General features: G+C 42.9%; 13 protein-coding genes. All 13 read left to right on the top strand.

Features of this window, described 5'->3' with window-relative positions:
* The first annotated feature begins 21 nt into the window (after positions 1-21).
* Positions 22-426, top strand: coding sequence for a GtrA family protein (locus QZZ35_RS01165; RefSeq protein ID WP_291234686.1), 405 nt, complete (start codon positions 22-24; stop codon positions 424-426).
* Between the two features lie 104 nt (positions 427-530).
* On the top strand, positions 531-1,865 hold the full coding sequence (locus tag QZZ35_RS01160; protein ID WP_291235777.1) for a S1C family serine protease: 1,335 nt from the start codon (positions 531-533) through the stop codon (positions 1,863-1,865).
* Positions 1,866-1,961: 96 nt separating this feature from the next.
* Complete coding sequence (gene clpX, locus QZZ35_RS01155; RefSeq protein WP_291235776.1) at positions 1,962-3,371, top strand: ATP-dependent Clp protease ATP-binding subunit ClpX; 1,410 nt, start codon at positions 1,962-1,964, stop codon at positions 3,369-3,371.
* Positions 3,372-3,398: 27 nt separating this feature from the next.
* Entirely contained in the window at positions 3,399-5,117 is a 1,719-nt protein-coding gene (locus QZZ35_RS01150) for a S8 family peptidase (RefSeq protein WP_291235775.1), read from the top strand.
* Positions 5,118-5,147: 30 nt separating this feature from the next.
* Positions 5,148-5,675: a hypothetical protein gene (locus QZZ35_RS01145; protein WP_291235774.1), complete on the top strand. Its 528-nt coding sequence runs from the start codon at positions 5,148-5,150 to the stop codon at positions 5,673-5,675.
* Between the two features lie 79 nt (positions 5,676-5,754).
* On the top strand, positions 5,755-7,548 hold the full coding sequence (locus QZZ35_RS01140; RefSeq protein ID WP_291235773.1) for an aminopeptidase P family protein: 1,794 nt from the start codon (positions 5,755-5,757) through the stop codon (positions 7,546-7,548).
* A gap of 68 nt (positions 7,549-7,616) precedes the next feature.
* Positions 7,617-8,270, top strand: a complete 654-nt coding sequence (fsa, locus tag QZZ35_RS01135; protein ID WP_291235772.1) for a fructose-6-phosphate aldolase — start codon at positions 7,617-7,619, stop codon at positions 8,268-8,270.
* A gap of 30 nt (positions 8,271-8,300) precedes the next feature.
* Positions 8,301-9,137: a transketolase gene (locus tag QZZ35_RS01130; protein WP_291235771.1), complete on the top strand. Its 837-nt coding sequence runs from the start codon at positions 8,301-8,303 to the stop codon at positions 9,135-9,137.
* Complete coding sequence (locus QZZ35_RS01125) at positions 9,125-10,063, top strand: transketolase family protein (protein ID WP_291235770.1); 939 nt, start codon at positions 9,125-9,127, stop codon at positions 10,061-10,063. The genes QZZ35_RS01130 and QZZ35_RS01125 overlap by 13 nt, the downstream gene beginning before the upstream one ends.
* Positions 10,064-10,227: 164 nt before the next feature.
* Positions 10,228-11,457 carry a 5-bromo-4-chloroindolyl phosphate hydrolysis family protein gene (locus QZZ35_RS01120; RefSeq protein WP_291235769.1) on the top strand — a complete coding sequence of 410 codons (1,230 nt, stop codon included), beginning with the start codon at positions 10,228-10,230 and terminating at the stop codon, positions 11,455-11,457.
* A 15-nt stretch (positions 11,458-11,472) separates the two neighbouring features.
* Entirely contained in the window at positions 11,473-12,621 is a 1,149-nt protein-coding gene (locus QZZ35_RS01115) for a toxic anion resistance protein (protein WP_291235768.1), read from the top strand.
* A gap of 32 nt (positions 12,622-12,653) precedes the next feature.
* On the top strand, positions 12,654-13,148 hold the full coding sequence (locus tag QZZ35_RS01110) for a hypothetical protein (protein WP_291235767.1): 495 nt from the start codon (positions 12,654-12,656) through the stop codon (positions 13,146-13,148).
* A gap of 2 nt (positions 13,149-13,150) precedes the next feature.
* A partial coding sequence (gene uvrA, locus QZZ35_RS01105) for an excinuclease ABC subunit UvrA (RefSeq protein ID WP_291235766.1) occupies positions 13,151-15,542 on the top strand: 2,392 nt, incomplete at its 3' end.

Here is a 15,542-nt window from a genome sequence, read left to right as displayed (position 1 = left end):
TAAAATGAAAGAGGTTACAGGATGATAAAGAAATTGATGGAAATGTACAAAGAAGTCATTTCGTATTTGTTTTTTGGTGTGCTGGCAACCGTCGTAAATTTTGTTGTCTATTTTGCCTGTACCAGTATATTTGATCTGAATTATCTGGTCGCCAATGCATTATCCTGGGCGGCCGCTGTAGCTTTTGCCTATGTTACAAACCGCACCTGGGTGTTCAAAAGTAAGGTACATGGATTTTCTTCGATTATAAGAGAAATGTCGACATTTGTAGGATGTCGCCTTTTGTCAGGCGTCATGGACATGGCAATTATGTTTATCAGTGTAGATATGATTGGAATTTCAGATGCTGTTGCCAAGTTTATTACGCAGGTTGTCGTGGTCATTTTGAATTACGTGTTCAGCAAACTGATCATTTTTCGAAAATAAGGTCGAAAAAGTGAAAATTCACAATTGAATCACAATTGAATCACAATTGAATCACAATTGATTGATAGAATGTCGACATAGATAAAGAGAACGGAGGAATCTTTATGAGTGATTTTTATGATTGCCATGATGAACATGAGAATAGAACAGAGCAGCAGTCGAATGACTATAGTTATTACCAGACATCTCAGGAGGAAGAGAGACGGTATACGCCATTTGATATTCCGGAACCTGAACGCCCGGTCAGGAAGAGAAAGAGCGGTTTTGGAAAGAAAGTAGCGAAAGCGGCATGTCTTGGACTGGTCTTCGGATTGACGGCAGGCGGTGCATTTTTCGGTATTAGTAAGGCAACAGGCATGCTGAATAAGAGCAATGGTACATCCGGAACAGGAATGAATGTGAATATTGTGCGTACTTCATCAATAGATGTGAAGACGATCGAAGGTACGGATGTGTCGGATATTGTGGAACAGTGCATGCCGTCTATTGTTGCGGTAAACACTAAGGTTGTCACAACGAGTTCCTTTTTCGGGCAGACCTATTCACAGGAAGGCAGCGGTGCCGGATCTGGTATCATTATGAGTGAGTCTGACGGTACACTTTATGTGATGACAAATTATCATGTTATTCAGGATTCAACAAGTATCAACGTAACATTTAATGACGGAAGTCAGGCGGATGCACAGGTCAGAGGGTATGATGAGGATGCAGATATTGCGGTTATTACCGTTGACTATACAGCTTTATCCCAGGATACAAAGTCCAATATTGCGGCAGCAGTGATGGGGGATTCCGATGACCTTAAGGTCGGCAACGGAGCCATTGCAATCGGCAACGCATTGGGATATGGACAGTCTGTCACAACAGGTTCGATCAGTGCTGTGAATCGTGAAGTCCAGATGACAGACGGAGTTGTCACACTGATTCAGACAGATGCAGCTATCAATCCGGGCAACAGTGGCGGAGCCCTTTTGAATACAAGAGGTGAAGTGATCGGAGTAAACACTGTAAAATATTCCGATACACAGGTTGAAGGTATGGGATTTGCAATACCGATCAATTCGGCTCTTGAAACAGCTCAGGGTATTATTGACGGAACAATCGTACCGAAGACAGACGAGAATACAGCCTATCTTGGTATTACAGGCGGAACGATGGATGAAGCTTCAGCCGAGAAGTATGGATATCCGGCCGGTGTATATGTCAGCATGGTCATGAGAGGATCGGCAGCTCAGAGAGCAGGACTTGAACAGGGAGATATTATTACCGGATTTAATGGCGAAGCGATTTCGACGATGGAAGAGCTTCAGGAAAAACTTGCAGAATGCATGCCGGGAGACGAAGTAACTATAACGATTCAGAGACAATCCAGAGACGGTTCATTTGCGGAAGGAGAACTTAAGACGATTCTCGGTTCTAAGTCGGATGCTCAGGAATAACAGGAGAAAAAGTTGAAATTGTAAGGGAAGCGCAGCTAGAAGTTACGCTTTCCCTTTTGTGCTATAAAAAAAGAGGGAAAAACGGGGAGGTAATTTATGCCTGATTACAGAGAAGTTGACGATGAAGTAAAGAAAACAAAAAAAGATGATTATGAGGATATATGTTATATGTGCCGCAGACCTGAGAGTGTGGCAGGAAAGCTTATTCATCTTCCGATGGAGAATATTTGTATTTGCCCGGACTGTATGGAAAAAAGTTTTTCTATGATGAATAGTACACCGATTAATTATGAAGATATTATGAAGAACATGAATTTCCAGATATTCCCTGGGAATATCGGAGATTCCATACCGAAAAGCCAGCGCCTTAAAAAGAAAAAGCCGAAGGATGAACAAAAACCGGCAATTGATTTGAAGAAGATTATGGCACCGCATCAGATCAAAGCCCGTCTGGATGATTATGTGATCGGTCAGGACTATGCTAAAAAAGTTATGTCTGTAGCCGTATACAATCATTATAAACGTGTAGCTACGAATACAATGGATGAAATTGAAATAGAAAAATCCAATATGTTGATGATCGGACCTACCGGATGCGGAAAGACCTATCTTGTACGTACTCTGGCAAGATTACTGGATGTGCCGCTGGCAATTGCAGACGCCACTTCCCTGACGGAAGCGGGGTATATCGGAGATGACATTGAGAGTGTTGTTTCAAAGCTTCTTGCGGCAGCGGATAACGATGTGGAGAAAGCGGAACAGGGAATCATTTTCATTGATGAAATTGATAAGATTGCCAAGAAGAAAAATACGATGAGCCGGGATGTGAGCGGTGAATCCGTTCAGCAGGGGCTTTTAAAACTGCTGGAAGGCAGTGATGTGGAAGTGCCGGTAGGAGCGACAAGCAAAAATGCTATGGTTCCTCTGACAACAGTCAATACGCGAAATATTTTATTTATCTGCGGCGGGGCCTTTCCTGAATTAGAGAGCATTATAAAATCCCGGCTGAATAAATCCAGTTTGATGGGTTTTGGAGCGGATTTGAAAGATGCTCATGACAATGATCCGGACATTATGAGTCAGGTAACGATTGAGGATCTGAGAGAATTTGGAATGATTCCTGAGTTTATCGGACGTCTTCCGGTGATCTTTACACTGAAGGGCCTGGATCAGGATGCACTTGTTAAGATTTTAAAAGAGCCTAAAAATGCCATTATCAAACAGTACCAGAAACTGCTTGCATTGGATGAAGTGGATCTTCAATTTGACGATGGGGCGTTAGAAGCGATCGCAAGAAAAGCGATCAAGAAAAAGACAGGCGCCCGGGCACTTCGTGCGATCATCGAAGAGTTAATGTTAGAAATTATGTATCAGATACCGAAGGATGATAATATCGGCCGTGTCACCATTACAGAAGAGTATGTGGAGAATACAGGCGGTCCGCTTATTGAAATGCGAGGAGTCTATGCTTTGGAGAATAAAGAAGCTGCAGCTCTCATAGAATAGGATGATAGAATATTCTGAGGTGATTTTATGCCTCCTTCAGAGGAGCAGCTCAGATGCCGGGATATTATTTTGTCCCAGGATTACGCAGATTTTATTGTTGCCTATGGCGGTAATGTGGATGTGACTGTGGGAGTATATGAGCCCAGTTGCTATGAGATCGTAAACAGCAATTTTCTGATTATGCATAAGCCCCTTCCTGCCAACAGGATAACGGTATATGAAAATTATCCCTACAGCATTATCCCTGAATTACTCGGGAATCTTGACAGTACGAGCATGGAGCAGAGCGGCATTTTACCGACACATTATGCACCGGCCGGAGGATTTCGCGGTAATGGAGTAATGGTAGGGCTCATTGACTCGGGAATTGATTATACCCATCCGGCCTTTCGTTTTCAAAATGGTGGAACACGCATATTGGCTCTCTGGGATCAGACGATTCAGACAGATGAGATTATGGAGCGTTTTCCTTATGGAACGGAATATACGAGAGATGTCATTAATCAGGCATTGGCTTCGGATGATCCTTATTCGAGTGTCCCGTCAACAGATGAAGACGGACATGGAACATTTCTTGCTGGGATCATGGCGGGAAGTGAAGATGTATCTGAGGATTTTATCGGTGCGGCACCGGAGGCATCGATTGTTGCGGTTAAGCTGAAACCGGCAAAAGAATATTTGAGAGACTATTATGTTATAAAAGAAGGGGCATCGGCTTACCAGGAAACAGATATTTTTATGGCGGTTGAGTATGTTTTACAGAAGGCGCTGGAATATCAGATGCCCGCGGTCATCTGTCTGGGGCTTGGAAATACGCTCAACAGTCATGAAGGCACATCGAATCTGAGCCAGTATCTGAATGCGGTCAACAATGTGACCGGCGTATGTGTTGTTGTGGCCGGAGGTAATGAACTGGGAAAGGCCCATCATTATTCCGGATTTATTCCGTCCAGAGATGATTCTCAAACAGTGGAGTTAAAAGTCGGTGCGTCTGAGAGAGGATTTCAGATGGAACTCTGGGGCGGTTCATCCGATGTTTTTTCGGTAGAGATCGTTTCGCCGGAAGGTGAGCGGATCGCCAGAAGCCAGTCGCGGCTTGGTCAGTCCCAGAGGGTGAAACTTCTGTTTGAGGATACGGAAATATATATTGCGGATCGTTCCGCAGGACTTCCGGGCGGAAACTTTCTGAGTGTGATACAGTTTCGGAATCCGACGCCGGGAATATGGACGATACGGGTATTTGGTGACCGCATTTTAAATGGCGGGTTTAATATATGGCTTCCTATGGAGAAGTTTATAGAAGAGACGACTTATTTTTTGAGCCCGGATCCGAATATTACACTGACATCTGCCGCAACGACCAGTTCCACGGTCGTGACTGCCAATTACAGCCATTATAATGACAGCCTTTATGTCACTTCCAGTCGGGGCTATACGGCTTCGGGATTTGTTAAACCGGATGTGGCGGCACCCGGGGTGAATGTATTTGGTCCGGTACCCGGAGGAAGATATGAACGAAGGACGGGGTCCAGTATTTCAGCGGCTCATGCAGCTGGTGCGGCGGCACTTCTTTTTGAATGGGGGCTTTTAAACGTTATTATTCTGAATATGGATGGAAATGATATACGAAGGCTTTTAATTCAGGGAGCTGTGCAGAAGCAAAATGAAGAATATCCGAATCAGGGCTGGGGATATGGTGCAATGAATTTGAAAAATACCTTTGAAAGTTTAAGGGTTTTGCGTTAAAATAGAAGAAAAACAACAGGAGGTACAAAGATGGCATTTTTTGATGATTTAAAACAGGGGATTTGTGATGTAACGAAAACAGTATGTGAAAAATCGGAACAGTTCGTAAGTATTCAGAAATTACGTTTAAAAAAGAATTCATTGACGAATGAATTAAAGGCAACTTACATTGAGATTGGTAAGATGATCTACGAAGAGAAAAAAGCGGGAGCAGAATTCTCAGATGCGATCGTTCAGTTGTGCCAGAAAGTTGATTTGGGACTGGACGCAATTCAGGAAGTTGAAGAACAGATCGAAGAAGCGAAAGCAAGAGGCAATGTTGAAGACAGTGTATTTGATGAGGACGATGTCTTTGAGGACGATGTGACAGAAATTGAAGAAGAACCAGTCGAAGAGGCTGAAGAGGCTGCAGAAGAAGTGATTGAAGAAGCTGCCGAGGCGGTAGAAGAAGTGATGGAAGAGGCTGCGGAAGCAGCAGAGGAAATCGTTGAAGATGCTGCGGAAGCAGTAGAGGAAGCAGCTGAAGCAATTGATGAGACAGAAGCTAAAGATGAATAAGTTGTTATGAGAGTGGCACGCAAATGCGTGCCATTTTTAAGGAAAAATATTTTTTTAGATCGCAGGAGGGAAAAAAGTGATGCAGTATGATGAACGAATTAAGTTACTCCGGGAGCAGATGAGAGCACGGAATATTGATTTTTACCTGATACCGACGGCAGATGATCATGCTTCGGAGTATATCAGTGATTTTTATAAAGTAAGAAATTATTATGCAGGCTTTACAGGTTCTGCAGGGACCTTATTGATCGGTAAGGATATGGCGGGATTGTGGACCGACGGCCGTTATTTTATACAGGCTGAAAATCAGCTGAAAGGAAGTTCGGTCAAGTTGTTTCGTATGGGCAGTCAGGGAGTCCCTACGATTGCCGAATATCTGGAAGAGCATTTGCCGGAAGGCGGAAGTATCGGATTTGACGGTCAGGTTGTGGATCTTTCACAGGGAAGAATATATGAAGAAATTGCCTCAAAAAAGGGCGGAAGTATTTTCTGGAATGAGGACATAGCCGGAAATTTGTGGCAGGAACGTCCGGAACGGGCGTCTGCGCCTGTATATATTCTGGAAGAAAAATATGCAGGAAAAAGCCGGAGACAAAAGCTGGAAGAATTGAGAAGCTATATGAAGAAAGAGGGCGGAAGCAGAGCACTTGTGGCTTCACTTGAGGATATCGCATGGCTTTTGAATCTGCGTGGTGATGATGTAAAGCACACACCTGTTTTTCTGGCATTTATCCTTGTGGAGCCGGATAGAGTCCGATTATATGCAGATGTTTCGGCTTTTTCTGAAAATATCCGAAAGGCTCTTGGAGAAGACGGTGTAGAGTTAAAAGATTATATGGATGTCTATAAGGATCTGGAGGCGGTAGAAGACGGAAGCCTGATGTATGACCCTTCAAAAGTCAATTATGCATTAAGTCAGTGCGTTCAGGATAGTGTTTCAGTGATCAAAACAGACAATAACTATTTGCTGCCAAAATCAATAAAAAATGAGGTGGAGCTTGAAAACTTAAAAAGGGTTCATGTCAAAGATGGTGTGGCAATGACAAAGTTCATGTACTGGCTTAAGAAAAATGTGGGGAACATGCCGATTACGGAGATAAGTGCATCGGATTATCTCGGTGAATTGCGTTCAAAGATCGATACCTATCTGGATTTAAGTTTTGACACAATTGCAGGATATAAAGAGCATGCGGCTATGATGCATTATAGTGCGACGCCTGAAACCGATGTGCTGCTAAAACCTGAAGGTATGTTTCTTGTGGATTCCGGCGGACAGTATTATGAGGGAACAACAGATATTACCCGTACCTTTGTTCTCGGACCGATTTCTGACGAGGAGAAAAAACATTTTACACTTGTGGCAAAATCTGTATTGAATCTGGCAAATGCCAAATTCCTTTATGGATGTACCGGATATAATCTGGATATTCTTGCCAGAGGGCCTCTCTGGAATATCGGTATTGATTATCAGTGCGGAACCGGTCATGGTGTGGGATATCTTTTAAGTGTTCATGAAGCACCGAATGGTTTTCGGTGGAAAAGGGTACCCGAACGTAATGATGCGGCGGTTCTTGAAGCCGGTATGGTAACGACCGATGAGCCGGGGGTATATATTGAAGGCAGTCATGGCATACGAACAGAAAATGAATTGATCTGTGTGGAAGATGAGAAAAATCAGTATGGACAGTTTATGCGGTTTGAGATGCTGACATGGGCACCGATCGACCTGGATGGTATTGATACAAAGTGGCTTAATCCGGAAGATATCCGTCAGTTAAATACATATCATGAGATGGTTTATGAGAAAATAAGTCCATATCTGGACGAAGAAGAAAAATCATGGCTGCGTCACTATACGCGACCGATTGACTAAAAGATTGAGTGTATGCTATATTAGAAACAGCAAGTAAATTTATTACAAATTTCAGGAGGTATATATTAATGAAATTTTTTATTGACACAGCAAAAGTAGAAGATATTAAAAAAGCAAATGATATGGGAGTTATTTGCGGCGTTACTACAAATCCATCTTTAATTGCAAAGGAAGGCCGTGTCTTTGAAGAAGTTATTGCGGAGATTGCTTCCATCGTTGACGGACCGATCAGTGGTGAGGTTAAAGCAACAACAACAGATGCTGAAGGTATGATTGCAGAAGGACGTGCAATTGCAGCAATTCATCCGAACATGGTTGTTAAGATCCCTATGACAGCAGAAGGTCTTAAAGCATGTAAAGCACTTACAGCAGAGGGAATTAAGACAAATGTTACATTGATTTTTACAGCAAATCAGGCCTTACTTGCTGCCAGAGCAGGTGCAACTTATGTATCTCCATTCCTTGGAAGACTGGATGATATTTCCACATCAGGTGTTGATCTGATCCGTACAATTGCTGAAATGTTTGCAGTTGCCGGTATTGAAACTGAAATTATCGCAGCAAGTGTCCGTCACCCAATGCATGTAACAGACTGTGCACTGGCTGGAGCCGATATTGCAACAGTTCCTTACAATGTTATTGAACAGATGATCAAACATCCACTGACCGATCAGGGTATTGAAAAATTTCAGGCAGATTACAAAGCAGTATTTGGTGAATAATTGATCATAGAAGAAAAGGCAGGTTACATCATGAATAAATTGGAACTTCAGAAGATGGCGAATGATATCCGCAAGGGTGTCGTTACCGCTGTACACAGTGCAAAGTCCGGTCATCCGGGAGGATCATTATCTGCAGCTGATATTTTCACATACCTTTATTTTGAGGAGATGAATGTGGATCCTGCACAGCCGGATAAAGCAGACAGAGACCGTTTTGTATTATCAAAAGGACATGTGGCTCCCGGCTACTATTCCACTTTGGCACACAGAGGATTTTTCCCTGTGGAAGATCTGACAACACTCCGTAAAGTGGGCTCCTATCTTCAGGGACATCCGGATAAGAAACATATTCCGGGTGTAGATATGTCCAGCGGTTCTCTCGGACAGGGCATTTCCGCTGCTGTAGGTATGGCTTTATCTGCAAAATTAAGCAATGAAGATTATCGTGTTTATACACTTCTTGGTGACGGAGAAATTCAGGAAGGACAGGTTTGGGAGGCATCCATGTTCGCCGGTGCACGCAAACTGGATAATCTGGTCGTTATCGTAGATAACAACGGACTTCAGATTGATGGAAACATCGCAGATGTGTGTTCCCCATACCCAATCGATAAAAAATTTGAAGCATTTAATTTCCATGTAATTAATATTGACGGTCACGATTTTGATCAGATTGCAGCTGCATTTGCAGAAGCACGTGAAACAAAAGGAATGCCAACAGCGATTATTGCAAAAACTGTAAAAGGTAAAGGCGTTTCCTTTATGGAGAATCAGGCAAGCTGGCATGGTACAGCTCCTAATGATGAGCAGTACAAAGTTGCAATGGAAGATTTGGAGAAAGTAGGTGAAGCACTGTGTCAGAAGTAAAGAAAATAGCTACAAGAGACAGTTACGGCAATGCACTGACAGAACTCGGTGCTAAACATGAAAATCTCATTGTTTTGGATGCAGACCTTGCAGGAGCGACAAAGACAAGTATTTTCAAAAAAGCATATCCAGAACGTCATATCGACTGTGGTATTGCTGAAGGTAATATGATGGGTATCGCAGCAGGTCTTGCAGCTACAGGAAAAGTTCCTTTTGCAAGTACATTTGCTATGTTTGCGGCAGGAAGAGCTTTTGAGCAGATCCGAAACTCCATCGGATATCCAAAGCTTAACGTAAAGATCGGCGCAACACATGCAGGTATTTCTGTAGGTGAAGATGGTGCGACACATCAGTGTAATGAGGATATTGCACTGATGCGTACGATCCCGGGTATGGTCGTTATCAACCCTTCCGATGATGTGGAAGCAAAAGCAGCGGTATATGCAGCATATGAGCATGAAGGCCCGGTTTACCTGAGATTTGGCCGTCTGGCTGTTCCTGTGATCAACGATCGCCCGGATTACACATTTGAGTTAGGAAAAGGTATAACATTAAAAGAAGGCAATGACATCACGATCATTGCTACAGGACTTTGCGTGTATGAATCTCTTGAAGCAGCTAAGATGCTTGAAGCAGACGGCATTCATGCAAGAGTCATCAACATTCATACAATCAAACCTTTGGACGAAGCACTTGTTGTTAAAGCGGCAAAAGAAACGGGACGCATCTTTACAGTAGAAGAACATTCTATTATTGGCGGTCTTGGAAGTGCTGTATGTGACACATTGGCTGCACAGCATCCTGCAAGAGTTACAAAGATTGGTGTTGAAGATACTTATGGCGAATCCGGACCTGCGGTTGAACTTATTCATAAATATGGTCTGGATGCAGAAGGTATTTATAAGAAAATTAAAGCATCCTTATAAAAATATATGCAGTGATTTAATGAAAATACTGTCTGTCGGCAAAGAGAATATCCTTGTCGGCTGGCAGTATTTTTCATTATAGAGGGTGCTTGTGTTTTTATATAAAATTCGATATAATCAATAATAAGTTTCCAGAAATTAAGTGTAAAGTAAAGAGGCGTAATATGAGAAGTAATGATTTTTACGATTTTGGAGAACAAATACAGAAAATTGTTCAATCAGCCATCGACTCTAATGATTTTCAGGAATTAAATAAGGCGGTTCGTGAGACGGTGAATGATGCGGCTGAGGTATTTCGTTCCGGAGTATCTGAGGTATCAGGTGAAGTGAACCGCGCAAAAAGGCAATATTCTCAGAAAGTCATGAGAGAGGAGCATGCAGTACAACGGAACGTTAAAAATGAAGTTTCATATAAGAAGCGGGAAGTAATGGAAAAGAAGCTTTTTGTGGCACATCCAAGAGGCGAATTCTCAGGTGTCTTTATGGAGATCGTCGGCTTTTTGTTTGCAACGATCACAGGGATAGCTGCGGCTATACTGGGTATTATGTTGGTATTGCTGGATGGTCTGGTCGATATTCTCGTTCTTGAGGTTATTTTTATACTGCTGTTTGCACTTCTTTTATTTGTGGGGATACGGGGACGCACCATGTCAAAACGTGCAAAAAGATTCAGAAAATATCAGGAAGTGCTGGACGACAGAGAGTATTGCGATATTGCTGAACTTGCGTCAAAAACAGATAAAAGTCCGGCCTTTGTTCTTAAAGATGTTAAAGATATGATCAAGAGAAAGATGTTTCTCCAGGGCCATGTGGATCATCAGGGGACATGTCTGATCGTTACAGATTCCATGTATGAACAATACAGAACGGCACGTCAGAGTATGGAGGAACGACAGGCAAGAGAAGATGAAGAGGCCAAAAAGATGGCCAGTCCGAAATATACGGATGAAGTGCGGCAGATGCTTATTGAAGGAAAGCGGTATGTGGAATATATAAGGGAATGTAATGATGATATTCCCGGAGTGGATATGACCATAAAGATCAGTCATCTCGAGCTGATTGTTTCAAAGATTTTTGCCCAGGTGGAAAAAGATCCGACCCTTGCACCTGAACTTCATCAGTTTATGAGTTATTACCTTCCTACGACAGAAAAACTTTTGACAGTATACAGAGAACTGGATAAGCAGCCGGTTCAGGGGGACAATATCAGAGAGACCAAAAAAGAGATTGAAGCTACGCTGGATACATTGAATCAGGCTTTTGAGAAGATTTTGGACAGCTGTTATAAGGATATGGCATGGGATGTTACAACGGATATTTCCGTGCTGAATACGATGCTGGCAAAAGAAGGACTGACGGAGGATGAGATGCAGTTACATAGGCGTGCAAAATAGTGAGGAGCGATTTAGATGAGTGGAACATTTAAGGAAGTTGAGAAGACACCGACACTCGTTTTTGGTGAGATGCCGGATATGAAAGAAAAGGCAGAGCTTAACATCATTCCTGAGAAAAAAGAGGAAGAGATGGATGATGCGATGCTGACACCTGAAGAAAGGGAAATGGTTAAAAATTTCAGTGAGCAGATCGACATCAAGAATACGAATGCCATACTCAGTTATGGTGCCGGTGTTCAGAAAAAAATGGCGGATTTTTCAGAGGCAGCATTGGAAAATGTGCGATCAAAAGATCTTGGAGAGATCGGAGCTATGCTCAGCAATGTTGTTACAGAGTTAAAATGTTTTGATGAGGAAGAAGAGAGCAAAGGACTTTTTGGGGGTCTTTTCAAAAAAGCCGGAAACAAAGTTACTTCAATGAAAACAAAGTATGCGAAAGCCGAGGAGAATGTGACAGAGATCTGCAAATCACTGGAGTCGCATCAGGTTACGCTGCTGAAAGATATTGCACTTCTTGATAAGATGTATGAGTTGAATCTGTCTTATTTTAAAGAAGTGACCATGTATATTCTTGCCGGTAAGAGAAAGCTTGAGAAGATTCGACAGGAGGAGATGGCTGCCCTGATTCAAAAAGCAGAGGAAACCGGACTTCCGGAGGATGCCCAGGCAGTAAAAGATATGGAAGAGTTATGTCAGCGTTTTGAGAAAAAATTGCATGATCTCGAGCTTACACGTATGATCTGCCTCCAGACAGCACCGCAAATACGTCTTGTTCAGAGCAGTAACACGGTGATGGTAGAGAAGATTCAGTCTACGGTTGTGAATACGATTCCTTTATGGAAGAGCCAGATGGTTCTCGCATTGGGTGTGGAACATTCCAACCAGGCGGCAAAGGCGCAGCAGCAGGTGACGGATATGACGAATGAGTTGTTGAGAAAGAATGCGGAGACATTGAAGATGGCATCCATTGAGACAGCGAAGGCTTCAGAGAGAGGCATTGTTGATATTGAAACTTTGAAACAGACAAATGAATCACTTATCTCCACACTGGATGAGATTTTAAAGATTCAGGTCGAGGGAAGAGAAAAACGGCGTGCTGCCGAAATCGAACTCCGCCAGATGGAAGATGATCTGAAGAATAAATTGTTGGAAATAAGAAAATAATGAAACGTTTTTTATATTGCAGCAGTATTATAATGATTTTATTGAGCCTTGCCGCTTGCGGCAAGGCACTTTCATCCGGGCAGGCACAGACAGAAGAAGAACATAAGGCCTACGTCATTGAAGATGAATATCCGGAAATTGAGGATGATGATAAGATTACGGTTGAGCCGGATAAAATAAATATTGGTTTCCTTCAGCAGTCCAATCTGGAAGAATGGCAGGTTATACAAAGTGAATCATTTTATATGGCATTTGCATCATCAGATGAATATAACTACAATAGTCTGGATGCTTTCGGAGAAATTGAGAGACAGAAAGAACTATTTAATCGAATGATTGAGGCACCAATGGATATTATATTTCTTGTGCCGACAGATGAAAGTCTTGTGGAAGATTTTAAGGCGCAGGCAGATGGGGCGCATGTGCAATTAATAATTATGGATAAAGATGAGCAGCATGCCATGAATGGCGAAGAAGCCAGAAAAATGCTGAAAGAGGCAACAGATCAGACAGACAAGAAGAGGTAATTATGGCAAAGGATTATATAAAGATCAGAGGAGCGAAGGAACATAATCTGAAGAATATCGATATTGATATACCGAGAAATGAACTGGTTGTTCTTACAGGATTGAGCGGATCCGGAAAGTCTTCATTGGCTTTTGATACGATTTATGCAGAGGGACAGCGGCGATATATGGAATCCTTATCGTCCTATGCCCGTCAGTTTCTCGGTCAGATGGAGAAACCGGATGTGGAAAGTATTTCCGGGCTGCCGCCGGCGATTTCGATCGATCAGAAGTCAACCAATCGAAATCCGCGTTCGACAGTGGGAACAGTGACTGAAATTTACGATTATTTTCGTCTGCTGTATGCCCGTGTGGGTATTCCTCATTGTCCGAAGTGCGGCAAAGTTATTCAGAAACAGACCGTGGATCAGATGGTAGATGCGGTTATGGCACTGCCGGAACGCACAAAAATTCAGATTTTAGCGCCGGTTGTTCGCGGACGTAAAGGTGAACATGTGAAGATTTTCCAGCAGGCAAAGAAGAGCGGATATGTCCGGGTGATGGTTGACGGGAACCTGTACGAATTATCCGAAGAAATTAAACTGGAAAAAAATATTAAACATACAATAGAGATCGTTGTGGATCGTCTGGCAGTGAAGCCGGGAATCGAGAAACGTCTCACAGATTCAATTGAGACAACGATGAAACTTGCCGAAGGACTGGTGGAAGTCGATGTGATCGGCGGTGAACCCTTATTGTTCAGTCAGAGTTTTTCATGCCCGGACTGCGGTGTCAGTCTGGATGAGATCGAACCGAGAAGTTTTTCATTTAATAATCCTTTTGGGGCCTGTCCGGTATGTAAAGGATTGGGTTTTAAAATGGAATTCAGTGAAGAACTGTTGATTCCGGATACGTCTCTGAGCATTAATGAAGGTGCGATTTCAGCTATGGGCTGGCAGTCGGCAAACTCCAGGGGAAGTTTTACCAATGCGATTCTTGTTGGACTTGCAGAGCATTATGGGTTTTCACTGGACACTCCTTTTGGTGAATATCCAAAAACAATACATGATATTTTAATCCATGGAACAAACGGAGAAACGGTAAAAGTCCATTATAAGGGCATGAGAGGTGAAGGTGTCTATGATGTGACTTTTGAGGGACTTATCCGGAATATGGAACGGCGTTACCGGGAGACAAGTTCTGAAGTGACACGTCAGGAATATGAAAACTATATGATGATCACACCTTGCGGGGAATGTGATGGCAAGCGATTGAAAAAAGAATCTCTGGCGGTAACGATTGATGATAAAAATATTGCGGAGATTACCGAAATGTCCATTGTGGAGCTGCTTCAATTTATGAATCAGCTGACCTTGTCGGAGCATCAGCAGATGATCGGGCAGCAGATTTTAAAGGAGATACGGTCACGTCTCGGTTTCCTTGTCAATGTGGGTCTGGACTATCTGATGCTGTCCCGGTCAACAGGGACGCTCTCCGGCGGTGAGGCCCAGCGTATCCGTCTGGCAACACAGATCGGATCCGGTCTTGTGGGAGTTGCTTACATTCTGGATGAACCGAGTATCGGACTCCACCAGAAGGATAATGATAAACTTTTAAAGGCATTAAAAGATCTCAGAGATTTGGGAAATAGCTTGATTGTGGTGGAACATGACGAAGATACTATGTTAGAAGCCGATTATGTGGTGGATATTGGACCTGGAGCGGGCGAACATGGTGGAGAAGTGGTGGCAAAGGGAACACCGAAAGAACTCATTCGAAGCCGAAAATCCATCACAGCCGCTTATTTGTCCGGCAAAAAGAAAATTCCGGTTCCGGAAAAGCGTCGTGAGCCTTTCGGTAAACTGACGATTCAGGGGGCAAGTGAAAACAATCTTAAAAATATTGATGTGGATATTCCATTGGGGGTATTTACCTGTGTTACCGGTGTGTCCGGTTCCGGAAAAAGTTCGCTTGTTAATGAGATTCTTTACAAACGTCTGGCAAAAGATCTGAATCATTCACGGACATCAAGGCCGGGAAAACATAAGGATATTCTCGGAATCGATCAGCTTGACAAAGTCATTAATATCGATCAGTCTCCAATCGGAAGAACACCGCGATCGAATCCGGCAACCTATACCGGTGTTTTCGATATGATTCGGGATTTATTTGCATCGACGGTGGACGCAAAAGAACGGGGATATAAAAAAGGCAGATTCAGCTTTAATGTTAAAGGCGGACGGTGCGAAGCCTGCTCCGGAGATGGTATTATCAAGATTGAGATGCATTTTTTGTCGGATGTTTATGTACCGTGTGAGGTGTGTCATGGCAAACGGTATAACAGAGAAACGCTTGAAGTCAAATATAAGGGCAAAAATATTTATGACGTTTTAAATATGACAGTGGAAGAGGCGT

It is taken from the genome of Frisingicoccus sp. (assembly GCA_016298055.1).
In the GTDB taxonomy this organism is placed as follows: Bacteria; Bacillota; Clostridia; order Lachnospirales; family Lachnospiraceae; genus Frisingicoccus.
The sequence above is the reverse complement of the archived record's forward strand: the minus strand, read 5'-3'. Positions and strand labels throughout refer to the sequence as shown.